Here is a 26,045-nt window from a genome sequence, read left to right as displayed (position 1 = left end):
CGCCCGCGATACGCCCGTTTTATCGCGGCTGATGTAAGGCTGCATTGGCTCTTGGTCTTCCGGATGACCCGATGTTAGGGTCACCGACCGAACGCTTGGTTTCATCGGAGGCCGCCGTGAGCAATCTTGACCTACGCCTCGCCCGCCGGGCGGCCGGCAGCGGCGACGAGCTGAGCGCGATCCTTTCGCTCGTCAACGCGCCCGGGCTGATCACCTTCTCCGGCGGCTTCCCGGCGCACGAGATCTTCCCGGTCGACTTCGTCCGCGAGGTCGTGGCCGCCAAGCTCGACACCGACGCGCCGGTGGCACTGCAATACACGCCGACCGAAGGGCTCGCCTCGTTCCGGGACGCGCTGGCGTCGTGGATCACGTCGTCCCAGGGCGTGGCGCCGGACGGGCTGATGGTGACCAGCGGCGGCATCGAGGCGCTCCAGCTCATCTGCCGGACGTTGCTCGACCCGGGCGACCGGGTGCTGGTCGAGTCGCCCACCTACCTCGGCGCGATCACCGCCTTCAGCGGCTTCGAGGCGCGCGTCGACCCGGTCGCGGCGGACGGCGACGGGCTCGACCCCGCGTCGCTGGAGGAGGCGCTGGCCACGGGTCCGGCGCCGAAGCTGCTGTACGTGATCCCCGACTTCCAGAACCCGACCGGTGCCTGGCTGTCCACGGCGCGCCGGCACGAGATCGTCGCGCTGGCCCGGCGGCACGGCCTGCTGGTGGTGGAAGACGTCGCGTACCGGGAGCTCGGCTTCACCGGCGAGCAGCGGCCGTCTCTCTGGTCGCTCGCCCCCGACGTGGTGGTCCAGGTCGGCACCTTCTCGAAGATCCTGTTCCCGGGGATCCGGCTCGGCTGGGCGGCCGGGCCACCGACGCTGATCCCGCACCTGGTGCGCGCCAAGCAGAACTCCGACCAGTGCGCGGGCGCCTTCGGCCAGTGGCTGGCCGAGTCGTTCCTCCGCGACGGCCGGCTCGACGCCCAGCTCGCACGGGCCCGGGCGGCCTACGCCGAGCGCTGGGCGGCGATGTCGGCCGGCCTGACCAAGCACCTGGGTCCGGAGTTCTCCTGGAGCGAGCCGGGCGGCGGCTTCTTCACGTGGGTGACCGGGCCGGCCGACCTGGACACCGCGGCGCTGCTGCCGCGGGCGCGCGAGGTCGGCATCGCCTACGTGCCGGGCGCACCGTTCCACCCTCGCCGCGACACGCACAACACGTTGCGGTTGGCGTTCAGCGCGACCACCCCCGACGAGATCGCCGAAGGCACCCGGCGGCTCGGCCTTCTGTTAGGAGCAGGCGCATGACCAACGCGGACTCGCACTTCGGCAGCACCGGCGGCACGCCGACCACGCCCGGCCGGTTCGTCGACCGCACGAAGATCGATCCGCACGAGATCCTGCCGGGGCTGAACTTCCAGCCCGTGCTGGGCGAGCGGAGCCTGCTCAACTTCGTCCAGTTCGAGGCGCACGCCGAGGCGCCAGTGCACACGCACGAGGAGGAGCAGGTCGTGCTGGTCCTCGAGGGTGAGATCGAGTTCGAGGTCGACGGCGACGTGCGGGTGCTCAAGCCCGGCGACGTCGCGGTGATCCCGCCGTGGGTGCCGCACGGCGCGCGTACGACCGGCACGCCCTGTCTCGAGGTCGACTTCTTCACGCCGCCGCGGGCCACGCTGCTGGAGCAGGCCAAGGCGGCGCTCGAGAAGGGCGACGCGTGAAGCTCGGCCTGACCGGCCGGCACGCGCTGGTCACCGGTGGCAGCAAGGGCATCGGGTACGGCGTCGCCGCGGAACTGCTGGCCGAGGGCGCCTCGGTGGCCATCTGCGCGCGTACGCCGGACGAGGTGGCCGCGGCCGTCAAGTCTTTGTCCGAAGTGGACGGCGCGGTGGTGTCCGGGCACGTCTGCGACGTGACCGACGCGGACGCGGTGCTGGCCATGGTCGACGCGGTCGCGGCCGAGCACGGCGGCATCGACGTGCTGGTCAACAACGCCGGCGGCGCCCACCCGGGCGGCTTCGAGGACCTGACCGACGAGGACTGGAAGCAGGACCTCGACGTCAAGCTGTTCTCGCAGATCCGTTGTACCCGCGCGGCGCTGCCGCACCTGCGACGCAGTGCCGCCCCTCGGGTGGTCAACATCAACGCGGTCTACGCCCGCTATCCCGATCCCACGTTCTTCGCCACCTCCGTCAACCGGGCCGCGTGCCACAACCTGACCAAGGTGCTGGCCCAGCAGTACGGGCCCGAGGGGATCCTGGTCAACAGCGTGAGCATCGGGTTCGTGGTGACGCCGCAGTGGGCGAACATCCGGGCGCGGCGGGCGCCGGAGCTCACCGAGGAGGAGTTCTTCGCCGAGCTCGCGGCGCAGGAGGTGCCGCTGGGCCGGTTCGGCACGGTGGACGAGGTCTCCGGCCTGGTGGCGTTCCTGGCCAGCGACCGGGCGAGCTACATCACCGGCGCCTCGATCGACGTCGCGGGCGGAATGGGCAAATACAGCTAGCGTTCCTCGCGGAGCTCCGCGATCAGGCCCTGCACGAAGTCCTTGCGCGGTGTCTCCGCGAGGCTCAGCAATGTCTCGGTGCGAGAGACACCGGGAATCTGCCAGATGCCCTCGAGCAGGATGGCGCGCAGGTGCGCCTGGTCGCGCACGCGCAGCCGGGCCAGCAGGTCGATCGAACCGGTGACGACGCTGACCTCCTCGACCTCCGGGATGGCGTGCAGCGCGCGAATTATCGACGCCTGGTCGGTGGCGGCGATAACCGAGAGGAAAACCTGCATCGGAAAGCCCAGCGCGGCCCAGTCGATGTCCGCGCGATAACCGCGAATGACGCCGAGCCGTTCCAACCGCGCGATCCGGTCGCCCACCGCGGGTGGCGACATCTGTAGCTCGCGCGCGAGCCCGCGTTGGCTGGTCCGGGCATCCTGGACGAGCAACTCGAGTAGGCGGAGGTCGATCGCGTCGAGCGCGGCAGGAGCCACCGGAGTGCTCACCACATCAGCGATCGCCGCCAGTGGGCTGCGCTTCTTCGGCAGATCTTCCGTCACGCGGGAACTATAACGGTGCGGGCGATCCGGCCAAACATCCCGTAAGGGGCCGGGCCATAACCCGGCGAGCCCGACTTATCCGTTGCATCTCCTCACGTGCGCCGGAACACGGTGTCGACTTGGCAAGTGATCGCGACAACCGGCCGATGAAAAGTTGGCCGTAAGGCATTATCGAATGTCCACTGTTCGATATAACGTGTGCGGTGCGAGGCGGTCGTTACCCGGCCGCGCTTTCGGTCCCCCTGTCCCCGAGAGGCACCGCATGGCCATCACCATCAGAAAGGGCTTCGCCGCCACCGCGGCGGCGCTCCTCATCCTGGCGTTCACCCCCGGTGCCGCCGCCGCCGATCCGGATCCCCGGATCGGGCTCACCGGTGGCTGGCTCGACGCGCAAGAGGCCGCCAGCAACATCGAGCGCCTGGCGCACGTCGACAAGCCGGCCGGCTCGTTCGATCCGGCCAACCCTTCGAACTTCTCCTACGTCGCCTCCGACCTCGCCTTCAAGGGCAACGTCGCGTTCATGGGCGGCTACAACGGCTTCACCGTCTTCGACGTGGCGAACCCGTCCGCACCGTCCATTTTGACCACCGTGGTCTGCCCCGGCGGCCAGGGTGACGTCTCCGTCTTCGGCAACCTGCTCTTCATGTCGGTCGAGGAGACCCGCGGCCGGGTCGACTGCGGCACCAACCCCGCCGTCGGCACCCGGTTCCAGGGCGTCCGCGTCTTCGACATCAGCAACGTGACCAACCCGCAGCAGGTGGCCGCGGTCCAGCTCTGCCGTGGCTCGCACACGCACTCGCTGGTCACCAAGCCGGGCGACACCGACAACGTGTACGTGTACGTCTCGGGCACGGCCGGCGTCCGCACCGACGGCCTGGCCGGCTGCAACAACAACCCGGCCGCCGGCGTGGACCCGTCCCGCTGGCGGATCGACGTCATCAAGGTTCCGGTCGCGGCGCCGGACCAGGCGGCCGTGGTCAACAACCCGCGGCTGTTCGCGGACGAGACGACCGGGGCGGTCGACGGTCTGCAGAACGCGCCGCAGACCCCGCGCCACCCGTCGGGCAGCAACTGGAGCCCGTCGCCGGTCACCGACGCCTGTCACGACATCACGTCGTACCCGGCGATCGGGCTGGCCGCCGGCGCCTGCGAGGGCAACGGCATCCTGATCGACATCTCCGACCCGGCCAACCCGAAGCGGCTCGACGAGGTCGCCGACCCCAACTTCGCGTACTGGCACTCGGCGACCATCAACAACGACGGCACCAAGGTCATCTTCACTGACGAGTGGGGCGGTGGCACCGGTGCCCGGTGCCGCGACACCGACCTGCCGTCGTGGGGTGCCAACGCGATCTTCGACATCGTCGACGGCAAGATGGAGTTCCGCAGCTACTACAAGCTGCCGGTGCCGCAGACGGTTGTCGAGAACTGCGTGGCGCACAACGGCTCGCTGCTCCCCGTGCCCGGCCGGGACATCATGGTCCAGGCCTGGTACCAGGGCGGCCTGTCGGTGCTGGACTTCACCGACTCGGCCAACCCGAAGGAGATCGCCTTCTTCGACCGTGGCCCGGTCAACCCGAACGCGCTGTCTCTCGGTGGCTTCTGGTCGGCCTACTGGCACAACGGCCAGGTCTACGGCAGTGAGATCGCGCGTGGCTTCGACACCTTCGGGCTCAAGCCGAGCGAGTTCCTCTCCGCCGCCGAGATCGCGGCCGCCCGCGAGGTCCAGGTGCCGGAGACCAACCCGCAGCACCAGCAGAAGTTCACGTGGACGCCGAGCCTGGCGAACACGCGGGCCCGGTTCGACCAACTCGTCCGCACCTGCACCACGACGATCACCGGCAACCGCAACGGCATCGTGGTGGCCGACGGCGTGACCTGCCTCGACGGTGCCACCGTCCGGGGTGCGATCACGGTGCGGCCGGGAGCCTCGCTGCTCGCGATCAACTCGACGATCAACGGCGCCCTGGCGTCGTCGTCGGCGTCCGCGGTGCACCTGTACGACAGCACGCTCAACGGCGCCATGGCGGTCAGCGGCACGACCGGCAGCCTCGCGGTCGTCGACTCGACCATCCGAGGCGCGGTCTCGCTGAGCGGCGCCCGTACACCGGGTGTCGCGTCGGTCATCGCCGGCAACGACGTGTTCGGTGTGCTGTCCTGCACCGGCAACAACCCGACGCCGATCAACGTCGGCTCGAAGAACAAGGTGCGCGGACTGGCCGTCGGCCAGTGCGCCGCACTGGACTGAACGCCGCACGTGGCGCCCGCCTCAGCTCCCCCCGCTGACCGGGCGCCACGTCGGTGGCGCGCGACGGCGGCCGGTTCGCCGACCCGCTGAGCGCGTGCCAACTCAGGGCGCTCACCCCTGCTCCCCCCGCAGGGGTGGGCGCCCTGTCGATGCCACACTGTGCATCTGGTGCCCTGTCTGGAATGAACGAACGTTCGTTCGCGGAGCCCTAGTCGGAGCTCTGGCTGGAATGAACGAACGCTCGTTCGCGGAGCCCAAGTCCGAGCCCTAGCTGGAATGAACGAACGCTCGTTCTCGGAAGGGCCCTGGAACAACGTCGCTGGCCGTCCGGCGCAGCCGCGGCTGCCGGCGCTGATCGGAGATGACGAACGTCCATGCAGGTCAACCGTCGAGTCGTCGTCGTGTCGCTGGTCGCCGCCGCGCTGATCGCGGGCGCGGTCGGGATCTCGGTGGCGGCCAACCGCGACGAGTCGCCCCAGGCCAACCGCACCCCGCCCGCACCGGGCCGGGTGGTGCAACCCGGCGCGCCCGGTCAGGACTCCCGCACCCTCTCCCCCGACGAGCTCACCCGCCTGTCCGCGCCGCCGCACTCGCCGGCCGACGCCGACTTCATGCGCAAGATGGTCACGCACCACCTGCAGGCGCTGGAGCTGACCGCGTTGGTCGCCGGCCGCAGCCCGAGCACCGACATCCCGCAGCTCGCCAAGCGGATCGAGGTGTCGCAGAAGGACGAGATCGCCCAGCTCCAGCAGTGGCTGGTCGACCGCGGCGAGCCGCTGCCCGAGCCGCACGCGAACCACGTCGGCCACGGCGGCCTGATGCCGGGCATGCTCGACGCCACGGATCTTGCGGCGCTCGCGGCGACCAACGGTCCGGCGTTCGACAAGCTGTTCCTCGAGCTGATGATCCGCCACCACGAGGGCGCGATCACGATGGTCGGGCAGCTCTACCGCGACGGCGGCGGTGTCGAGTCCGCGGCCGACCGGGTCGCCCGCGAGGTCAACGCAGACCAGTCCATCGAGGTGCGCCGGATGCGCGAGATGCTGGCCGCCCGCGCGGGCTGAGACCTACCACTTCCGCATCACTTCGTCGCTTTGGGTAGCCACACAAGCACCCAACGTGATAGGAGTAGGTCGATTCTTCGATGCGGAAGGGGCGCGGGGGCCATGCGGGTCGAGATGCTCTCCGACCACACCGCGCCGCGCGAGCACTGGTTGCCCAGCACCTCGGTGGCCGCGCGGCAACTCTGGGCCAGGGTGCGCGGGGCGCGGCGGGTGTGGCGCCGGCTGATCGACGCACCGCCGGCCCGCGATCCTGCCCCGGCCACCCGGGTCGGCGCCGACTGGCAGGAGGTGCTGCTGGCCGGCGATCGCGCGCCGGCGCGCGCGACCGGTGTGCTGGGCGAAGATCCCCTCACCGCGGCGCTCGGCGTGCTACCCGACGACTGGGTGATGCTGCGCGGCTACCGCAACCGCCGCGGCGGGACCGACCACGTGCTGGTCGGGCCGCACGGCATCTGGGCGGTGGAGGTCGAGCGGCGCCGAATCCGGCTGCACGCGGTCGGCGACCAGTGGTGGTGGGAGAAGCTCGACGCCCGCGGGCACAGCGTCGGGACCGGGCGTGCGGTCGACCGGGCGGGGCGGGCCCTGCCACGCCGCGTCAACGACATCGCCGACGACCTCGCCGCCTGGCTGCGCCGCAACCGGCACGACGTCCCGGTGCGCACCGCCGTCGTGCTCACCCACGAGCAGGCCCGGCTCGGCCACTGCCAGGACCCGACCGTCAGCCTCGTCGGCACCCACCCGCACCACCTGCTCGACGCGCTGGCCCGCTACGCGGCGCCGCTGGCCGCCAGCGAGGTCGCCGACCTGGTGCGCCGCGACCACCTGTTCCACCAGCGACGCCGGCACCGCCACTGACACACGCGCTCCGCGGCCGTTCGCAACCACCCGTTTTCACCGGCGACGCCGCACCGCCGCTGACACACGCGCTCCCCACCGTTCGCGACCACCCGTTTTCACCAGCGACGCCCCACCGCCACTGACGCACGCGCTCCCCGCCGTTCGCGACCACCTGTTTCACCAGCGACGCCGCACCGCCGCTGACGCACGAGCTCCCCGGTGGCCGGAACCACCGGGGAGCATCGCGCTTCCCGTTACGGAGTGATCACGAACTGGGTGCCGGGTTGCCGGACGATGTCGCCGGTCCCCGAGTTGGTGATCGTCACGTTGGACAGCGTGGCACTGCCCTGCGCGCCGCTCATGGCGAGGATGCCCGCGCCGTTGTTGGACTTGTCGATGCGGACGTTGCTGATCGTGGCGGTGACCCGTCCGCCGCCGGTCTTGAACTGGATGCCGTCGTAGGTCGAGTCGACGATCTCCGAGTCCCGGATGATCACGCCGGGGATGGGCTGGCCCGGTGCGAACAGGGTGATCGCGCCGAACTCCTGCTGCTCTCCCCAGAACACCCCGCCGCAGCGGTAGAGGCCGTTGTTGGCGATCAGCGTGGTCCCGCTGAACGGCTGGGGCGAGTGGTCGGTCGCCAGCATGATCCCGGGGTAGTTCATCGTGTCGTACACCAGGTTGTTCTCGATCGTGTTGCCGTAGCCGCCGTAGATCGCGATGCCGTTGGCCCGCCACGGTAGCTGGATCGTGTTGTTGGTGAAGTGGTTGTCGTGCCCGATGTCGGTTGCCTGGTCCTTGACGTAGGTGCTCGACCAGACGGCGAGGGAGTCGTCGCCGGTGGTGCGGAACGACGAGTTGAACACTGTCGAGTTGCGGGTGCTGTTGGCGAAGTTGATGCCGTCGGCGTACGTGTCGCGGATCCGCATCCCGGAGAACTGGAGCCCGTCGCCCGGGTTCCAGTAGGCGGGCGTGTCCGAGTAGTCGCGGCCGACCCAGGCGCCGACGTTGACGTGCTCGATCCACACGTTGCTGATCTTCGTGTTCTTGCCCAGCCGGCCGTTGATGCCGTGACCCCGGTTGGCCCGGTTGGTGGTCATCCCGAAGATGGCCAGGTCGGAGATCTGCGTGTTGTCGTCGATGTCGAAGCCGACGTTGCCCTCGTGCGGGTGGTTGATGTTGCCCTGCACGTTCTGCGGCTCGGTGTTCGTGTAGAGCTTCGTGTGCCACATGCCGGCGCCGCGGATCACGGCGTTGCGGATGCCCTTCTGGTTGTTGCCGTTGCGGCCCGGGTCCGGCGAGAGGATCTTCTGCTCCTGCCGCCACTGCCCGGCCGGGATCCACACGCAGGAGATGACGCCGTTCTCGTCGTCGGTGACGGCACGCTGGATCGCGCCCGAGTCGTCGACGTTGTCGTTCGGCACCGCACCGTACGACGTGATCGAGGTGCAGCCCGCGGGCTGGCTCAGCGCCGGCGCGACCTGCTCCAGGTCGATCAGGTCGAGGTAGTAGAACGCGGCGTCGTCACCCGAGTCGCGCTGGAGCTTGAACCGCGTGCCCGCCGGGTACGACTGGGCCAGCAGTGCCTGCGACTCGTCGAACAGCCGGCGGGCGTTGGCCTGCGGGGTGTTCGACAGGCTCTCCGTGTCGTCGGTCGTGCCGTAGAGCCAACTGTTGCGCGACGACAGGGTCAGCTTCTGCACGAACTGGTCGTTGGCGTAGAGGCTGATCGTCGCCGTGGTGCCGCCGCCGCTCGCGGAGTCCGGGATCGAGTTGCGCACGACGATCGAGTTGGTCTGGACGGTCGAGGTGAACTGCACGTACTGGCCCTGGCTGGTCAGCCGCACCGACTTGCGACCCGACGACTCGGTGCCGAAGTTGGTGTGCCCGAACGTCCGCAGCGCGTCGGCCTCGACCAGCGTGCCGGTGTACTGCCCGTTCTCGGCCTCGTAGGAGGTGTACGGCACCGCGGCGCCGCGACCGACCACGATGGCCTGGGTACGGGTGTTGTTGGTCTCGTTGGTCTCCGCGACGACGTTGGTCGCGTCGGCGGTGGCCGTGATGGTCGCGCCGCCGCTGGTCGCCGTCCAGGTGCCGCTGACGGCCACCGTGGCGGTGGCGCCGGCCGCGATCGTGCCGGTGTTGGTGTTCAGCGTCGTCGAGCCCACGGAAACCCGGGTCACCGAGGCTGCCGCCGTGGTCGTGCCCCGGTTGTTGACGCTGACGGTGAAGGAGACCGCCGCGCCGACCGCCGGGTTCGACGGGTTGTTGGTGACGCCGGTGACCTGGAGGTCCGGTCCCGGCGCCTGGGCGACGACGAGCTGCGACGACGCGGTGGCGCTGTTGTTGGCGTCGTTCTGCTCGATGATCGTGTTGCTCGGGTCGACCACCGCGGTCACCGCGTAGCTGCCCTGCGAGCGCGTGCCCGCGTTGAAGGTGACGGTCTGCGACGCGCCGACGGCGAGCCCGCCGACGTTCGCCGAACCGACGACCAGGCCGCCGAGGCTGAAGTTGACGGTGGTCGCGCCGGCCGCCGCGGTGCCCGCGTTGCGCACCGTCGCCGACAGCGTGATCGCGCTGCTCTCGTTCGGGGACGCCGGACTCCAGCTCACCGAGTCGACCACCAGGTCCGGGTTGGGTGCCGGGGTGCCGCAGACCTCGAACTCCGCGACCTGGCCCGACGGGGCGCCGGTGTTGGAGGTGAACCGCAGCCGCACGTCGGCGGCGGTCGCCGAGACCGGGATCGCGACGACGTTGTTGCCCTGGACGAACTGGTAGGCGGTCGCCGCCACCAGGCTGGTGAACGTCGAGCCGGCCTGGTCACGACCGAGGACCTGGATCGTCTGGGTACGGGTGCCCCACGACGCGTCCGGGTTGAGCTTGACATTGACCCCGGTGACGCCGTGGTTGGCGCCGAGGGCCACGGTCAGGTCCTGCGGGTAGCCGCCGCCACCCTCCCAGTAGGTGCCGAGCTGACCGTCGTTGGCCTTGTCCGGGGTGAAGGTGAAGGTCGAGCCGGTCGCGGTCATCGTCTTGCCGGCGGCCACGTTGGTGCAGCCCGGCGGCTGGGTGCCGGTGCGGGTCACGGTGTTGCTGTTGCCGGACAGGTTGCCGGCGCCGTCCCGTGCCCGCACGTAGTAGGACACCGTGGCCGTCGCCGGCTGACTGTCCTGGTAGGACGTAGCGGTGCCGGCGGTCGCGATCTGCGTGCCGTTGCGGTAGACGTTGTAGCCGGCCAGGCCGCTGCCGCCGGTGTCGGTGGAGGCGCCCCAGCTCAGGGTGATCGTGGTCCCGCTCGTGCTGTGCGACAGCGTGCCCGGCACGCTCGGCGGAGTCGTGTCGCCGGGTTGGGTGCCGGTGCGGGTGACCGTGTTGCTGTTGCCGGACAGGTTGCCGGCGTTGTCCCTCGCCCGCACGTAGTAGCTCACCGTGGCCGTCGCCGGTTGGGTGTCCTGGTAGGACGTGCCCGTGCCGGCCGTCGCGATCTGGGTGCCGTCCCGGTAGACGTTGTAGCCGGCCAGGCCGCTGCCACCGGTGTCGGTGGAGGCGCCCCAGTTCAGGGTGATGGTGGTACCGGAGACGCTGTAGGAGAGCGTGCCCGGCACGCTCGGCGGCGTGGTGTCCGGCGTGGTGCCGCCCGGGCCGTAGACCTCGACCTCGGAGAGCTGGCCGGCCGGCCACGCGCTGTTGGCGGTGATGTTGATCCGCACGTACCGCGTGGTGGCCTGGTTGAACGTGATGGAGACCGAGTTGCCGGCCACCGCGGGGTTGAACGTGTAGGTCTGCGAGCCGGCCAGGTCGGTGAACGACGTGCCGTTGGTGCTGCCCTGCACGCTCAACGTCTGGGTGCGGGTGCCCCAGCCGCTCGTCGGCAGCTTCAACACGACCCGGTTGACGGTCTGGGCCGCGCCGAGGTCGACCTGCACCCACTCGGGGAACGAGTTGTTGGTGCTCTCCCAGTAGGTGCCCTGGTTGCCGTCGACGACGTTGCCGGAGCCGTAGACGTCGGCGTGCCCGCTCTCGGCGGTCGCCTTACCTTGCGCGAGGTTGTCGCTGCCGCCGGTGCCGGCGCCGTAGACCTCGAGCTCGGAAAGCTGCGCCGCACCCCAGCCGGTGTTGGCGGAGACGCTGGCGCGCACGTACCGGGTGCTGGTCGCGGTGAAGTTGATCGTCACGGGGTTGCCGTTGAACGCATAGCTCTGCGCCCCGACCAGGGTGCTGAACGACGTGCCGTTGGTGCTGCCCTGGAGGGTGACGGTCTGGTTGCGGGCGCCCCAGCCGGCGGGCAGCTTGAGCACCACCTGGTCGATGCTCGTGCTGGCGCCGAGGTCGACCTGGGCCCACTGCGGCAGCGCGCCGGAGCTCTCCCAGTAGCTGCCCGCGTTGCCGTCGTTGAGGTTGCCGGCGCCGAAGCCGCCGTTGGTCGAGCTGGCCGAGGCGGTCTTGCCGAGCGCGAGGTTGGGACCGCCGGCCGCGGCTGCCGGCACCTGCCAACCCATGGTGACGAGGGCCGCCGCGAGCGCGGCGGCCACGATTCTGGTGCGTCTCATCGCTGTCCTTTTCGCAGTGGGGACTTCTCCCCGGGCGACGGTGCGACCGGGAAGGGGCGGAAGTCCGGCACGGAGCCGGTGGAACGGCTTTTGTGGGACGGGGGTGCGCTGCGCGAAAATTCCAGTGCTGCACGACAGAGTTTGCAGGACTCTGTCGCAATCTTGCGGCAAGTTGGGCGCCAGGTTACCGACGTGCTACGGAAACCGTCAACACGTCCATGGCAGTCGATGCTTCGCGTGGGGTAAAAGACCCAGCGGCCGTCGCGCGGACCGCCCCCGTGTGGGCGTTCCTGACCAGCAGTGCCGGTCTCCCCGGTCGCCCCGGTCCGCGCGGGCCGCTCCTGCGTGGACGATGTCCACTGGAGCAATGTTGACACCGTACACCAGGGTCGTGGACCCTTCCAGGGTGTCCTATCACCACGGTGACCTCCGCGCGGCGCTGATCGCGGAAGGGCTGCGGGTCGCGCGGACCGGTGGGGCCGCCGCGCTGGGGATGCGGGACCTGACCCGCGCCGTCGGTGTCTCACCCAACGCCGCGTACCGGCACTTCGCCGACCGCCGAGCGTTGGTGCTGGCCGTGGCGCTGGAGGCGCAGGACCTGCTGGCCGACGCGATGCGCGCACGGATCGCGGGCATCTCCCCCGACCTGCCGCCGGTTGCCTCCGCGCTCGGCCGGCTGCGCGCGGTCGGCCTCGGCTACATCCACTTCGCCCGGGCGGAACGCGGCTGGTTCGAGCTGGCCATCCTGACCCGGGACGACGGCCCGCCCGGAGCCAATGGGCCGTTCCCCGCGCCGTTCCAGCTACTGCTCGACGCGCTCGACGCCCTGGTGGCAGCGGGCGGGCTGCCGGCCGCGCGCCGGCCGCACGCCGAATGGGCGTGCTGGTCGACCGTGCACGGCTTCGCGGACCTGACCACCCGCGGGCCGATGCGCCACCACGACACGGCGACGGTGGACGCGCTGGCGTCCTACGTGGTCGACACCGTCATCGAAGGCCTGACCTCTGGAGGAACCACATGACCGACCAGCTCGACGCGACCTTCACGGCCCCGATCCGGGTCGACGGCGCCTTCCCGACCTACATCGAGCTGCCCGGCTCGCACGAGCTGCTCGGCACCCGCAAGGCGGTCAAGGTCAGCGGCACGATCGACGGCCACCCCTTCGACTCGACCCTGATGCCCTCGGGCCAGGGCCCGCACTGGCTGCCAGTGCGGGCGGCCCTGAAGAAGACGGTCGGCAAGGAGGCGGGCGCGGAGGTCACGGTGCACCTGACGGCACGCCGCTGACCAAGCAAGGGTCCCTTGTTAACGCTTTCCGCATAGGAAGGGCCCCTTGTTAACGCGCACCGTTAACAAGGGGCCCTTCCTATTGCGCGGGGTCAGCGGTGACCGGCGCCCACCGGCTCGCGGACCGGGGGCTCGACGAGCTCCGCGCGGAGCTTCTCGCCCTCGATGTCGACGTTGGGCAGCGCCCGGTCGAGCCAGCGCGGTAGCCACCACGCGGACCGGCCGAGCAACGACATCACGGCCGGGACGATGGTCATCCGGACCACGAACGCGTCGACCGCGACGCCGAGTGCCAGCGCGAACCCGATCGACTTGATGATCGGGTCGTCGATCAGCACGAAGCCGGCGAACACACTGATCATGATCAGCGCGGCCGCGGTCACGACCCGGGCGCCGTGGCCCATGCCGGAGATCGTCGCGTGCTGGGCGTCGGCGCCGTGCACGTAGTCCTCGCGCATCCGGGAGACCAGGAAGACCTCGTAGTCCATCGCCAGTCCGAAGAGGATGCCTACCAGCAGGATCGGCAGGAAGCTGATCAGCGGGCCGGGCGTACCGATGCCGAGCAGGTCGGCCAGGTGCCCCTCCTGGAAGATCCAGACGGTGATGCCGAACGTGGCGCCGACCGTCAGCAGGAAGCCGAGCGCGGCCTTGACCGGCACCAGGATCGACCGGAAGACCAGCATCAGCAGCAGCACCGAGAGGCCGACGACGATCAGCAGGTAGACCGGCAGCGCGTCGGCGAGCTTCTCCGAGACGTCAACACCCACCGCCGTCTGCCCGGTCACCGCGACGTCGGCGCCGCCGAGGCCGTGGGTCTTGGCCCGCACGTCGTGCACCAGCGTCTCGGTGCTCGCCGCGGTCGGCCCTTCCTTGGGGATGATGCCCAGCAGCGCGGTGCGCTGGTCGCCGCTCATCGTGGGCGGGGTGACGGCGATCAGGTTCGGCGTGCCCTCCAGGGCCGGACCGACCTGCTGCACGGCGGCCGCGGTCTGCTCGGGCGAGTCGGTGGATACGACGAGCGTGATCCGGCCGTTGAAGCCCGGCCCGAAGCCCTCGGCGACCAGGTCGGCCGCGACGCGGGCGGGGGTGCCCTCGGGACCGGCGCCGGCGTCCGGCAGCGCGAGCCGCATGTCGGCGGCGGGCAGCGCCAGCGCGCCGAGACCGAGGATGCCGACCAGGATCACCGGAATGCGCGCCCGCGTCACCAGCCGGGCCCACCGGAAGCCGAAGCCCTCCTTGTGCTGCTGCGGCGCCGCGCCCCGCTGCTTCCGAGGCAGGATCTTGAGTCCGGCGAACCCGAGCAGCGCGGGCAGCAGCGTGATCGCGACCAGGACGGCCACCGCCACTGTGCCGGCCGCGGCCAACCCCATCGCGCTCAGGAACGGAATGCCGACGATGGCCAGACCGGCCAGCGCGATGACCACCGTGACGCCGGCGAAGACGACCGCCGAACCGGCGGTGCCGACCGCGCGCGCCGCCGCCTCCTCGGGTTCGATCCCCTCGCTGAGGTGCTGGCGGTGCCGGGAGGTGATGAACAGCGAGTAGTCGATGCCGACCGCGAGCCCGAGCATCAGCGCGAGCACCGGGGTGACGCTGGTCAGCTCGACCACGCTGCTCAACGCGAAGAGCCCGGCCATGCCCGCGGCGACGCCGATCAGCGCGTTGAGCATCGTCATGCCGGCGGCGACCAGCGAGCCGAAGGTCACCAGCAGCACGACGAGCGCGATGGCCACGCCGATCGCCTCGGTGCCACCGACCTCGGGCGGAGAGTTCATCACCTCACCGCCGTGGCCGACCCGCAGTCCAGCCCGCTCGGCAGCCGCACCGGTCTCCTCGTACGCGCTGCGCTGCGCCTCGGTCAGCTCGTCTGCACGACCGGCGAACTGGACCTGGATGAGCGCGTACCGCGTGTCCTGGGAAATGGCCTTGCTCTGGAAGGGGTCGACCGCGCCGACGACGCCGGGCAGCCGCTTGGCCTCTTCCACCACCTCATGGACGGCCTGGGTGAGCGGCCCGTCGGTCAACGTGCGCCCTTCCGGCGCGGCGACGACGATCAGCCCGACCGCCCCGGCCCCCTCGGGAAACTCCTGCCGCAGCGAGTCGATCGCGCGCTGCGACTCGGTGCCAGGCATGGTGAAGTTGCTGGACGTCGGCCCCTTGAAGGCGAGCGCCGCACCGCCGAGCGCGACGAGCAGCACGAGCCAGAGCACGACGACCAGCCTGCGGCGGCGGTACGAGGCGCGACCCAGCCGGTAGAGCAAGGTAGCCATGTCAGTCCTTCCCGGGGATGAGGGCGCGACGGGCGACCGCGACGAGCGCCGGTCGCAGTTCCACCTCGTCGCGCTTGTCGTCGATGACCACAGCGGCGATGCCGGCCAGCAACACCTTGGCCGCGGTCTGGTCATTCGGATCGGCCGAGCGCCCGGCGAATCCGGCGACGAGCGCGTCGGTCAGCTCACGCACGCGTACGAACGCCGGCTCCTGAAGGAACTGGGGGGTGACGTCGTAGATGAGCGCGACCTCGCGCCGGTAGCGGAGAACGAGGTCGATGAACCCACCGATGGCCGCGTCCCGGACACCCTTGTCGTCGACCCCGGCCAGGCGCGCCACGAGATCGATCAACGACTGCCGGGCGGGCTCGACCAGGGCAAGCAGGATCGCGTCCTTGTGCGCGAAGTGGTAGAGCAGGGTCGCCTTGGAACACCCGACCTCAGCCGCGATGTCGTGCAGCGAGGTGCCCTTGAAGCCGTACCGGGTGAAGAGCTCCCCGGCGACCCGAAGGATCTCGTCGCGCGTCCGAATGCGAACCACACACACATACTCCCTGACCGCTCGGTCAGGATCTGACCGAGCGGTCAGTTCGGTGGCTCAGGTCACACGTGTGAGTGACGGCCCATGAGATCGTCGATCTCCGCGAACCCTGTGCCGAGCGCGTCGTAGGTGCCGGTGGTGAGAAGCTCGCGGGCGGCGGTTTGGATCGCGGCGTACGCGGCCAGGGTGATCGCAGGGCCGACGCTGACCCGGGCGACGCCGAGGGCAGCGAGCTCGTCGACGGTGGGCGACGCGGGGCCGGCCATCACGTTGAGCGGCGCCGGAATCTCCTTCACCAGGGCGGCGATGGTCTCGGGATCGGTCACGCCGGGAACGAAGACCCCGTCCGCACCGGCGGCGACGTAGGCGGCGGCGCGGTCGAGGGTCTCCTTTCGGCGGCCGGCGGGGTCGCCGAGCTCGCGCAGGTAGGTGTCGATGCGCGCGTTGATGAACAATCCCGCTCCGGCGACCCGGCGAGCGGTCGCGATCCGCTCGGGGTGCGCCCGCACGCCGTCCTCTAGGTTGACCCCAACTGCTCCGGCATCGAGCACACCGCGGATCGTGCTGGCGAGTTCGTCGTAGCCGTCCTCGATGTCGGCGGTCACCGGCACGCGGACGGCAGCCACCACCCGGGCAACGAGCTCGACGGCCCGCTCCCGGCCGATGGACCCGTCGTCAGCGGCACCGACGGCCGCCCAGGCGACGCCCGCACTGGTGGTGGCAATGGCGTCCGCCCCGGCGTCCTCGATCAACCGCGCGCTCCCGGCATCCCAGGCGTTGGGCAATACGATCGGCTTCGCGGCGCGGTGCAGGGAGTCGAAGTAGCGGACCTGTTCGTCGTGCGAGTTCGTCATGCGCCCAGCAAACCCGCCGACAGGGGCCCCAGTCCGGCGGGAATCGGACGCGAACCGGTCGGGGCACCGCGGCGACGCCTGGTGGATCGAGAATCATCCGCTATGACGGACGAGGCGCTGTGGGTGGTCGACGAGTCGAACGTGCTGCTGGCCTGGGACGGGCGGACGGGTCAGGCCAGCGCGCGGGTCGAGCTCGGCGGGACGGGCGACGTCCGGTGGTATCCGCAGGCAGGAGGCGGACTCGTCTGGGTGTTCGGGTCGGACGGGTCAGTGGCGCTGGTCGACCCGTTCACGGCGCGGCTGCTGGCGCCGCCGGTGATCGCACCACGACCGCCTGGCGGCCTGGTCGGAATGCCGCACTATTCGCATGGAGCGATGTGGATCTGGGGTACGGACCGGGTGTGGCGGGTGACGGCTGCCGGCGAGAGCTCCGCCACTCCGGCCGAACGGGACACTCGGCGGTTCGGCGGGGCGGTTCAGGCCGCCGCCACAGATCGTTGGGTGTTCTTCGGGCAGGGCCGGCAGTTGTTGCGTGTCGATCCGCGGACCGGCGCGGTTGCCGACGAGAGCGACCGGCTGCACGCCGCCTTGGATTCCGCTCGGATCCCGCCACCCGGCGTGCTCGACTCCATGACGGCCGGCCCTGACGATCTGGTCCTCGCGATGGGCTACAACGAGCCGGACATCGTGGTGCTGGACCCGGACACGATGCGACCGAAGTGGACGACGCGCGTTCCGGACGGCAGCTTCGTCGTGACCGTCCACCAGAGCGGTCGAGACATCTGGGCGTTGTCCGAGAGCACCGCGATGCGGCTCGATCCGGGTGGGGGCAGTGCGTCCCCGCTGGTCCGGCGGCGCCAACTGGAGGCAGCCTCCGCCGCTGTGGCCCTCGGATCGTTGTGGATCGTCGACCGGGACGACGAGGCGTTGGTGCGCCTGGACGTGCGAACCGGTCGGATCCTCGGACGCCTGGAGATCCCCGGCGCGTCCTGGGACCAACCCCACGTCCGGATCGTCGCGGGCGAGCACACGGTCTGGCTGATCTGCCGGACGAGTGTCATCGAAGACGGCGTCTATCGCATCGACCCCGACACCAACCAGGTCCACCGGCTGGCCCAACCCCACGAGCTCAAGCATTCTTACGCGGCCGTGGCGCCGGCGCCGAGACCTCAATAAGACATCCGGATTCGCTCAACACCCAGTTCGTTGCCAATCGCCAGCCGTTGACGTTGTACGCCCCGGCGGATGCCGGTCCGGCTGACCGGAAAGACGGTCGGTGTGGTGGGAGCGAGGAGATCCGTGGTCAAAGCAGCAGGCTGAGCGGTGATGCCGTTCGCGACACAAACTACTTCATCGTGGACCTCGACAACTGGAAGCGTTCGTGGACGGTCTGCACGGACAACACCGACGTGCACCGGGCCGTGGCCTACTACCGACCGGGAACGCAGGACCGGATCGACGGCCAAGTGCTGTTCCTCAACATCAGCCGCGAACCGGGCACGAAGGTTCGGCAGACGTCGACCTCTCCGGGATAGCGGATGATCTCAAGCCCGACGTCGTGTGGACATATGTCGGCAAGGAATCGGCCGCGCGTGCGGCGAACGAAGGAATCAGTCGCCGTAGGTATATGTCGACAAGGCCGAGGCGGGAATTGATCCGACCTCGCTGCATTCTGAGCACCGCGGAGGTGAGGGCCGAGCACCGTGGAGCGCGCTGGCCCTCAACTGCCTTTTGACTAAACGTCCTTGAGGCAAGTCATATAGGTATAGCGCCAAGCTCCACCGAAGTCGAGCTCGAGCCATCCGTTGGCATTCGTGACACCACACGCAGTGTATCGGTCACCCAGCACGTACCATCCCGTGCAATTGTATCGGTAACCCTTCTGGGCAACGGTGTGCAGAGCGGCGGTGTGCTGCGCCGCGACCCGAATCGGCAGGTTGTTGGCGATCGACTCGACCCGGTAGGTGGAGCATTGGGCTGCGGCGGCAGCCGCCGACATCTGCACCCTGACAGGCGACGCGCCCGCGACGCTGTCACCGCCGGACGCGGAGGCGGCCGAAGGTGCTCCCACGACGAAGACGGCTGCGAACATAATTGCCGCAGCCAATTTCAGCACTCTCATGGATCTCCCTGTTCGATGCGGATAGGCGTCGCGTTCCGAGTTGGCAGAAGCCCTCCACGAAATACTTCCAATCCCCCGTCCCGCTATTGCATTTTGCACTAACGGACGTCGATGCCACAAGGGGTACTGGTGACCTTACTCTCCGCACATCACCGCGGGACGGTCGCGACTCGCCCGAGCGACGGTCCGGATGCCGGCTGGCGGGGTAGACCCAACGCAGGCGTTGGGTCTACCTCGCGCCTACGCGGACCGCGCCCACGAAACCGTGGAGCGTCCGGGGGTCGCCCCCGGTATAGGAATGCCAAATCGCCACCTAGATCCTGGCCGCGAAGCGGACAGGATCTAGGCAGCGATTTGGTGGGCGCGGCAGGGTTCGAACCTGCGACCCCTCGCTTGTAAGGCGAGTGCTCTTCCGCTGAGCTACGCGCCCCGGATCGGCCGTAGCTTACCCGACCGCGGCCCGGTCAGCCGTCGTCCAGGGAGGCCACTGCGGCCAGCCACACGGCCGTGTCTCGGGACGAACCCGGGCCTAGGCACTCCGCCCACCTGATCGACCCCGCCCTGTCGATCAGGAACGTCCCACGGTCCGCGAACCCGGCCGACTCGTTGAAGACCCCGTAAGAGCGGGCCACGCCCCCGTGCGGCCAGAAATCGGCCAGCATCCGCATCGACCAGGACTCGCGTTCCAGCCAGATCTTGTGCGAGTACGACGAGTCCACGCTGATCGTCAGGACCGAGACGCCGGCAGCGGCGAAGGACGGCAGCGCCTTCTCCAGCGCCGCCATCTCGCCGCTGCACGTGCCCGAGAACGCCAGCGGATAGAACACCAACAAGACCGGATGGGACCCTAGGTACGACGAAAGTCGTACCTCTTGGTTGTTCTGGTCCTTGAGCGTGAAGTCCGGTGCCGGCGTGCCGACCTGAAGCATCACTTCTTGCGGGAGCCGCGGGGCACTACGAGCCTGGCGGCACTCCAGTCCTTGCCGGCGTTGACCGTGGAGGTCTGCTGGAGACCTGCCGTCGGTGCCAGTTCGGTGATCTCGCTCGGCTCGACGTGCCCGTCACGGCCGGCTTTGGGCGTCAGTAGCCAGACGACGCCGTTGCCTGCCAGCGGGCCGAGTGCGTCGACGAGCATCTCGAAGAGGTCGCCATCGCCGTCGCGGTACCAGAGCAGCACCGCATCGACGACCTCGTCGGTGTCTTCGTCGACCAACTCACCGGAGCGGTCGGTCAGGGCGTCGCGGAGATCCTGGTCGACATCGTCGTCGTACCCCATCTCCATGACGACCATCCCCGGCTCGATGCCGAACCGGTCCGCCAGGCTGCGTACGCCGTCGGCGGCCTGACCTGCGGTCGCGCTCACTGTTGCGTGCCTCCCTCATTCGTTGCAGTTCCCGCAAAGTCCACACAGTCAGCGGCTCCCGCGCAAGTGGCGCACCGACCGATCCGGCTTCGATTTTCTGCCGGGCCGACGTGTGACGCGGACTTTTCGGGTCCCCCGGGGAAACTTACCGTGCCAGGAGCGCTCGGGCACCCTGAGTGATCGCATCCTCGGCGACCAGCACTTCTCTGGCCGCTGGGCCTAGCGGGACGAACGAGTCGACCGATGCGATCCGGCTCACAGATCCGACATATCCGGCGTCTACCAGGGCCGCGAGGACACCTTCGCCGACGCCGCCAGAACGTCGTGTCTCGTCCACGACAAGCACGCGTCCGGTTGCCGACGACTCGCGGATCACGTCGGCGACCGGCAGCGGGGCGAGCCAGCGCAGGTCGACCACCCGCGCGCCGATGCCCTCCTCGACGAGCCGGGCCGCCACCCGCAGCGACATCCGTACCCCGTTGCCGAACGTGATGATCGTCAAGTCCTCGGCCGAGCCCACGTTGTAGACCCGCGCCCGCCCGATCGGCACATGCGCCTCGGACCACGACGCGGGGCCGAGGTACGGCGCCAGCCACTCGTTGTCGCCCTCTTCGTAGAGGTCACGGGTGTGGTACAGGGCGATCGGCTCGAGGAACACGCAGACGCTGCCGTCCACGGCCGCCGAGGCGAGGCAGGTGCGCAGCAGCGGCGCGGCGTCGTCGGCCCGGGCCGGCACCGCGACCACCAGGCCCGGGATGTCGCGCAGCACGGCGACCGAGTTGTCGTTGTGGAAGTGCCCGCCGAAGCCTTCCTGGTACGCCAGCCCGGCCACCCGCACGACCATCGGGTTGCGGTAGGCGCCGCCCGAGAAGAACTGCATGGTGGCGGCCTCGCCGCGGAGCTGGTCCTCGGCGTTGTGCAGGTAGGCCAGGTACTGGATCTCCGGCACCGGCAGCATCCCGGCCAGCCCGGAACCCAGGCCCAGGCCCAGGATCGAGGTCTCGTCGAGCAGGGTGTCGAACACGCGGGTCGCGCCGAACCGCTCGCGCAGGCCCTTGGTCACCCCGTACACGCCGCCCTTGAGCGCCACGTCCTCGCCGAAGACGGCCATCTTCGGGTTGGCCAGCAGGCCGTCGGCGAGCGCCGCGTTGATCGTCTGGGCCAGCGTGAAGGGGCCGGCGTCCTCGGGGAGGCGCCCGCCGAAGGCGGCCTCGCGTTCGGTCAACGACGAGACCGACAAATCCGCCACGGTACGGGCGACCCGCACCGGCCGCCGGGGTGCCAGGGTTGCCACGACCTCGGCGGGAGTCGTCAGCTTCGGCTCGCCCAGCACCTCCTCGGCGACCTTGCGCACCTGCCAGCCGACCTCGTCGTACCGGGCCAGGAGCTCCTCGGGGGTGGCCAGGCCGCAGGAGACCAGCAGCCGCGCGGTCGCCACCACGGGGTCGCGGGTCAGGTCGCGCTCCAGGTCGGCGGCCGGCCGGTAGGCCACCTCGGCGTCCGCGCCGGCGTGCCCCATGAACCGCACGGTCGAGAGGTGCAGCACGGCCGGCTTGCGCGACCGCCGCACGTGCTCAACGGCCGAAGCGGCGGTGGCGTACGCGGCTGCGGGGTCGTCGCCCTCGGCCGCGAAGTAGCGCAGTCCCGGGCGAGCCCGCAAGGTCGACGCGACCCAACCGGCCGGGGACTTCACGCTGATCCCGATGCCGTTGTCCTCGCAGACCAGCAGCAGCGGCAGGCGCATACCGGTGTGGTCGATCCAGCCGGCGGTGTTGAGCGCCGCCGTGGCCGTCGCGTGGTTGACCGACGCGTCGCCGAACGAGCACACCACCACCGCGTCGGCCGGCCACGGTGCCTCGGACCCGCCCCCGTTGCCGTTGACCTTGCGCAGCCGCTCGATCGCGAACGCCGCACCCACCGCGCGGGGCAGGTGGGAGGCGATCGTCGAGGTGGTCGGCACGACGTGGTGCGCCGCGTTGCCGAACACCTTGTGGCGGCCGCCGGCGATCGGTTCGCTGGTCGAGGCGACCACGCCGCGCAGCACGTCACGGGCCGTCTCGGCGACCGGATCCGCGAGGCCGGCCTGGCCGACCCGGGCGGCGTAGAACGCGCCGGAGCGGTAGTGCAGGAAGGCCGGGTCGGTGTGCCGGAGCGCGGCGGCGACAACAGCGTTGCTCTCGTGGCCGGAGGACCCGATCGTGTAGAAGCCCTCGCCGAAGCTGCGCAGCCAGCGCGCGGCCAGGTCGAGATGGCGGCTGGTGAGCTGGGCGTCGAACACGGCGCGCGCCAGCTCGCTGGTCATCCCCTCGGGGAGGCCGGCGGTGCCGGGCGTCAGCGCGCCGACCGCCGCCCGGAACCGTTCGTCGAGATCTTGCGGCGTGGTCACGTCGAAAGCATTACCGACGCAGACCACTCACGGCCAGTCACCTGCCCCACCAGCCACGCAGAACACGCACCCACGGTGTCCCGATGATCCCTAGAATTGGCCGGATGCGGAGTGAGGTGATCACGGTCGAGACGGGCCGCCGGCCGACCGTGCGCGATGTGACGGCCGAGGCGCAGCAGTTCGTCTCGGGCGAGGGTGACGGGCTGCTGCACGTGTTCGTGCCCCATGCCACCGCCGGCATCGCGATCATCGAGAGCGGCTCCGGCTCCGACGACCCCGATCTGCTGACGGCGATCGACGGTTTCCTGCCGGCGGACGGCCGGTGGCGACACCGGCACGGCTCGCCGGGCCACGGCCGCGACCATGTGCTGCCCGCCTTCATCGCCCCGTACGCATCCATCCCGGTTCTGCGTGGTCGGCTCGCCCTGGGCACCTGGCAGTCCATCTGCCTGGTCGACACCAACGGGGACAACGCTGTCCGACAGGTCCGCTTTTCATTCCTTCCGGGGTGAGTTACCGGTTGGTATGTGTGTCGAGTGTCGCGTCTGGCCATACGCGACGTGACGCCGGAATGAGAAACGGGGCAGTATGGCGTTGGAGACGAATCCCACACCCGGGACACTTGGCTCCGAAATGTCAGTCGTCCCCACAATCTGAGGAATGCCTGTGGCTACGGAACGCAAGCGCCCGGTGATCAGTGACGGCCTGCCGAGCCAGCTTCCGGACATCGACCCCGAGGAAACCGCCGAGTGGGTCGAGTCTCTCGACGGAGTCATCGACGCGGGTGGCGCCAAGCGCGCCCGGTACGTGATGTTGCGGTTGCTGGAGCGCGCTCGTGAGCGCAACGTCGGCGTCCCGCCGCTGACCACCACCGACTACATCAATACGATTCCGCCGGAGCGAGAGCCCTGGTTCCCCGGTGACGAGTTCGTCGAGCGACGGATCCGTGCCTACATCCGCTGGAACGCGGCGATGCTGGTGCATCGCGCGCAGCGTCCGGAGATCGGCGTCGGCGGCCACATCTCGACCTACGCCAGCGCCGCGGCGCTCTACGAGGTCGGCTTCAACCACTTCTTCCGGGGCAAGAGCCACCCGGGCGGCGGCGACCACATCTTCTACCAGGGCCACGCCTCCCCCGGCATGTACGCGCGCGCGTTCATGGAGGGCCGGCTGTCCGAGGAGCGCCTCGACGGCTTCCGCCAGGAGCTCTCCCACGCCGGGCTGGGCGGCGGCCTGCCGTCGTACCCCCACCCGCGCCTCATGCCCGACTTCTGGGAGTTCCCGACCGTCTCCATGGGCCTCGGCGGGATGAACGCGATCTACCAGGCGCGGTTCAACCGCTACCTGCAGCACCGTGGCGTCAAGGACACGTCCGACCAGCACGTATGGGCGTTCCTGGGCGACGGCGAGATGGACGAGCCCGAGTCGCTCGGCGCGATCGGCATCGCGGCCCGCGAGGAGCTCGACAACCTGACCTTCGTGATCAACTGCAACCTGCAGCGGCTCGACGGCCCGGTCCGGGGCAACGGCAAGGTCATGCAGGAGCTCGAGTCGTTCTTCCGGGGTGCCGGCTGGAACGTCATCAAGGTCGTCTGGGGCCGCGAGTGGGACCCGCTGCTGGCCGCCGACTCCGACGGCGCGCTGGTCAACCTGATGAACACCACGCCGGACGGCGACTACCAGACCTACAAGGCGGAGTCCGGCGCGTACGTCCGAGAGCACTTCTTCGGCCGTGACCCGCGTACCCGCAAGATGGTCGAAGGCATGTCCGACGACGAGATCTGGAACCTCAAGCGCGGCGGTCACGACTACCGGAAGATCTACGCGGCCTACAAGGCGGCGACCGAGCACACCGGTCAGCCGACGGTCATCCTGGCCAAGACGATCAAGGGCTGGACGCTCGGCTCCTCGTTCGAGGGCCGCAACGCGACCCACCAGATGAAGAAGCTGACGCTGGACGACCTGAAGACGTTCCGCGACCGGCTCTACCTGGACATCCCGGACAAGGCGCTCGAGGAGAACCCGTACCTCCCGCCGTACATCCGTCCCGAGGACAAGTCCGACGAGATGGAGTACCTGCACGAGCGCCGGCGCGCGCTCGGCGGCTACCTGCCCACGCGCAACACGACCGTGATTCCGCTGCAGATCCCCGGCAGCGAGCGGTTCGGCGACGTCAAGCGCGGGTCGGGCAAGCAGAAGGTCGCCACCACGATGGCCTTCGTGCGCCTGCTCAAGGACATCATGAAGGACCGCGAGTTCGGCAAGCGCTGGGTCCCGATCATCCCGGACGAGGCGCGCACCTTCGGCATGGACTCGCTGTTCCCGACCGCCAAGATCTACTCGCCGCACGGGCAGAACTACACCCCGGTCGACCGGGAGCTGTTCCTGTCCTACAAGGAGGCGCTGGGCGGCCAGATCCTGCACGAAGGCATCAACGAGGCGGGCTCCGTGGCCTCGTTCACCGCGGCGGGCACCTCCTACGCCACGCACGGCGAGCCGATGATCCCGCTGTACATCTTCTACTCGATGTTCGGCTTCCAGCGCACCGGCGACGGCTTCTGGGCCGCCGCCGACCAGATGGCCCGCGGCTTCGTCCTCGGTGCCACCGCCGGCCGGACGACGCTCAACGGTGAGGGCCTCCAGCACGAGGACGGCCACTCCCACCTGATCGCGGCGACCAACCCGGCCGTCGTGGCGTGGGACCCGGCGTTCGCGTTCGAGATGGCGCACATCGTCGAGCGCGGCCTGCACCGGATGTACGGCGAGGAGGCGGAGAACGTCTTCTACTACATGACCATCTACAACGAGCCGATCCTCCAGCCCGTGGAGCCGGTCGACCTCGATGTCGAGGGTCTGCTGAAGGGCATCTACCGCTACTCGCCCGCCCCGGCGGTCGAGGGCGGCGGCCTCAAGGCCAACATCCTGGCCTCGGGTACGGGCATGCAGTGGGCGCTCAAGGCCCAGCAGTTGCTGGCCCAGGACTGGGGCGTGGCCGCCGACGTCTGGTCGGTGACGTCCTGGACCGAGCTTCGTCGCGACGCGGTGCAGGCCGAGGAATACAACCTGCTGCACCCGGGCAGCGAGCCGCGGGTCCCGTACATCCGTCGCAAGCTGGCGGGCACGGACGGCCCGGTGGTCGCGGTCAGCGACTGGATGCGCGCCGTGCCGGACCTGATCTCGCGCTGGATCCCGGGCGACTACACGTCGCTGGGCACCGACGGCTTCGGTCTCTCCGACACCCGGCACGCCCTGCGCCGCCACTTCAACGTGGACGCCGAGTCGGTGGCCGTGGCGACGCTGCGCCAGCTCGCGGTCCGCGGCGAGCTCGCCCCGTCCATCCCGGTCGAGGCGGCCCGCAAGTACGCGATCGACGACGTCAACGCCGCGCCTGTGGGCGAGACCGGCGGCGACTCGTAAGGTTGCTGGTTTGCTGAGGGCGCCCCGCTTCGTGCGGGGCGCCCTTTTTCGCGACTCAACCTTTCGCGTGT

Annotated in this window: 21 protein-coding genes and 1 tRNA gene; 12 read left to right on the top strand and 10 right to left on the bottom strand. The window is 69.8% G+C overall.

The window, feature by feature from the left end:
* Positions 1–116: 116 nt before the first annotated feature.
* From BLV39_RS11710 to BLV39_RS11700, 3 genes are read left to right on the top strand one after another with little or no spacing between them, the layout of a single operon-like run.
* On the top strand, positions 117–1,298 hold the full coding sequence (locus BLV39_RS11710) for an aminotransferase-like domain-containing protein (protein WP_176984863.1): 1,182 nt from the start codon (positions 117–119) through the stop codon (positions 1,296–1,298).
* Positions 1,295–1,708, top strand: coding sequence for a cupin domain-containing protein (locus BLV39_RS11705; protein WP_090790109.1), 414 nt, complete (start codon positions 1,295–1,297; stop codon positions 1,706–1,708). The genes BLV39_RS11710 and BLV39_RS11705 overlap by 4 nt, the downstream gene beginning before the upstream one ends.
* On the top strand, positions 1,705–2,490 hold the full coding sequence (locus BLV39_RS11700) for an SDR family oxidoreductase (RefSeq protein ID WP_090790107.1): 786 nt from the start codon (positions 1,705–1,707) through the stop codon (positions 2,488–2,490). The genes BLV39_RS11705 and BLV39_RS11700 overlap by 4 nt, the downstream gene beginning before the upstream one ends.
* Here BLV39_RS11700 and BLV39_RS11695 read toward each other — a convergent pair.
* Positions 2,487–3,035, bottom strand: a complete 549-nt coding sequence (locus BLV39_RS11695; protein WP_090790104.1) for an Lrp/AsnC family transcriptional regulator — start codon at positions 3,033–3,035, stop codon at positions 2,487–2,489. The two genes, BLV39_RS11700 and BLV39_RS11695, sit on opposite strands and share 4 nt — an antisense overlap.
* A 262-nt stretch (positions 3,036–3,297) precedes the next feature.
* On the opposite strand from BLV39_RS11695, the gene BLV39_RS11690 reads away from it, so the two are divergent.
* From BLV39_RS11690 to BLV39_RS11680, 3 genes are all read left to right on the top strand, one after another.
* Positions 3,298–5,283 carry an LVIVD repeat-containing protein gene (locus BLV39_RS11690; protein WP_090790102.1) on the top strand — a complete coding sequence of 662 codons (1,986 nt, stop codon included), beginning with the start codon at positions 3,298–3,300 and terminating at the stop codon, positions 5,281–5,283.
* 374 nt (positions 5,284–5,657) lie between these two features.
* Entirely contained in the window at positions 5,658–6,347 is a 690-nt protein-coding gene (locus tag BLV39_RS11685; protein ID WP_090790099.1) for a DUF305 domain-containing protein, read from the top strand.
* Positions 6,348–6,449: 102 nt separating this feature from the next.
* Entirely contained in the window at positions 6,450–7,202 is a 753-nt protein-coding gene (locus BLV39_RS11680; protein WP_090790097.1) for a nuclease-related domain-containing protein, read from the top strand.
* A gap of 236 nt (positions 7,203–7,438) precedes the next feature.
* Here BLV39_RS11680 and BLV39_RS11675 read toward each other — a convergent pair whose 3' ends face one another.
* Positions 7,439–11,734 (bottom strand): galactose-binding domain-containing protein, encoded by a 4,296-nt coding sequence (locus BLV39_RS11675; protein ID WP_090790095.1) that lies wholly within the window; start codon positions 11,732–11,734, stop codon positions 7,439–7,441.
* A gap of 406 nt (positions 11,735–12,140) precedes the next feature.
* Between BLV39_RS11675 and BLV39_RS11670 the strand changes: the two genes are divergently transcribed.
* Together BLV39_RS11670 and BLV39_RS11665 are read left to right on the top strand one after the other, a co-directional pair.
* Positions 12,141–12,755: a TetR/AcrR family transcriptional regulator gene (locus tag BLV39_RS11670; RefSeq protein WP_204082916.1), complete on the top strand. Its 615-nt coding sequence runs from the start codon at positions 12,141–12,143 to the stop codon at positions 12,753–12,755.
* Positions 12,752–13,021: a DUF1905 domain-containing protein gene (locus BLV39_RS11665; protein WP_090790091.1), complete on the top strand. Its 270-nt coding sequence runs from the start codon at positions 12,752–12,754 to the stop codon at positions 13,019–13,021. Before BLV39_RS11670 ends, BLV39_RS11665 begins: the two co-directional genes overlap by 4 nt.
* 92 nt (positions 13,022–13,113) lie before the next feature.
* Here the strand turns inward: BLV39_RS11665 and BLV39_RS11660 are convergent, their stop codons facing one another.
* From BLV39_RS11660 to BLV39_RS11650, 3 genes are all read right to left on the bottom strand, one after another.
* Positions 13,114–15,291, bottom strand: a complete 2,178-nt coding sequence (locus tag BLV39_RS11660) for an MMPL family transporter (protein ID WP_090790089.1) — start codon at positions 15,289–15,291, stop codon at positions 13,114–13,116.
* 1 nt (position 15,292) lies between these two features.
* Positions 15,293–15,832, bottom strand: coding sequence for a TetR/AcrR family transcriptional regulator (locus BLV39_RS11655; RefSeq protein WP_176984862.1), 540 nt, complete (start codon positions 15,830–15,832; stop codon positions 15,293–15,295).
* A gap of 62 nt (positions 15,833–15,894) precedes the next feature.
* Positions 15,895–16,686 carry an isocitrate lyase/PEP mutase family protein gene (locus BLV39_RS11650; protein WP_090790085.1) on the bottom strand — a complete coding sequence of 264 codons (792 nt, stop codon included), beginning with the start codon at positions 16,684–16,686 and terminating at the stop codon, positions 15,895–15,897.
* 102 nt (positions 16,687–16,788) lie between these two features.
* On the opposite strand from BLV39_RS11650, the gene BLV39_RS11645 reads away from it, so the two are divergent.
* Positions 16,789–17,862, top strand: a complete 1,074-nt coding sequence (locus BLV39_RS11645) for an NHL repeat-containing protein (RefSeq protein ID WP_090790083.1) — start codon at positions 16,789–16,791, stop codon at positions 17,860–17,862.
* A gap of 179 nt (positions 17,863–18,041) precedes the next feature.
* Complete coding sequence (locus BLV39_RS11640; RefSeq protein WP_090790081.1) at positions 18,042–18,221, top strand: hypothetical protein; 180 nt, start codon at positions 18,042–18,044, stop codon at positions 18,219–18,221.
* A 200-nt stretch (positions 18,222–18,421) separates the two neighbouring features.
* Here the strand turns inward: BLV39_RS11640 and BLV39_RS11635 are convergent, their stop codons facing one another.
* The 5 genes from BLV39_RS11635 to BLV39_RS11615 form a co-directional block, all read right to left on the bottom strand.
* Entirely contained in the window at positions 18,422–18,808 is a 387-nt protein-coding gene (locus BLV39_RS11635) for a hypothetical protein (protein WP_143049730.1), read from the bottom strand.
* Positions 18,809–19,163: 355 nt separating this feature from the next.
* Positions 19,164–19,238, bottom strand: a tRNA-Val gene (locus BLV39_RS11630).
* Between the two features lie 34 nt (positions 19,239–19,272).
* Complete coding sequence (locus tag BLV39_RS11625) at positions 19,273–19,740, bottom strand: peroxiredoxin (RefSeq protein ID WP_090790077.1); 468 nt, start codon at positions 19,738–19,740, stop codon at positions 19,273–19,275.
* Positions 19,737–20,171, bottom strand: a complete 435-nt coding sequence (locus BLV39_RS11620; RefSeq protein ID WP_089248697.1) for a DUF3052 domain-containing protein — start codon at positions 20,169–20,171, stop codon at positions 19,737–19,739. Before BLV39_RS11620 ends, BLV39_RS11625 begins: the two co-directional genes overlap by 4 nt.
* A gap of 145 nt (positions 20,172–20,316) precedes the next feature.
* Positions 20,317–22,557, bottom strand: a complete 2,241-nt coding sequence (locus tag BLV39_RS11615; RefSeq protein WP_373315409.1) for a thiamine pyrophosphate-dependent enzyme — start codon at positions 22,555–22,557, stop codon at positions 20,317–20,319.
* A 104-nt stretch (positions 22,558–22,661) separates the two neighbouring features.
* Between BLV39_RS11615 and BLV39_RS11610 the strand changes: the two genes are divergently transcribed.
* Positions 22,662–23,069, top strand: coding sequence for a YjbQ family protein (locus BLV39_RS11610; RefSeq protein ID WP_090790075.1), 408 nt, complete (start codon positions 22,662–22,664; stop codon positions 23,067–23,069).
* 154 nt (positions 23,070–23,223) lie between these two features.
* Positions 23,224–25,974: a pyruvate dehydrogenase (acetyl-transferring), homodimeric type gene (gene aceE, locus BLV39_RS11605; RefSeq protein WP_090790073.1), complete on the top strand. Its 2,751-nt coding sequence runs from the start codon at positions 23,224–23,226 to the stop codon at positions 25,972–25,974.
* Positions 25,975–26,045 lie beyond the last annotated feature (71 nt).

The sequence above is a fragment of the Asanoa ishikariensis genome (assembly GCF_900107455.1).
In the GTDB taxonomy this organism is placed as follows: domain Bacteria; phylum Actinomycetota; class Actinomycetes; order Mycobacteriales; family Micromonosporaceae; genus Asanoa; species Asanoa ishikariensis.
This window is presented reverse-complemented; position numbering and strand designations above follow the sequence as displayed.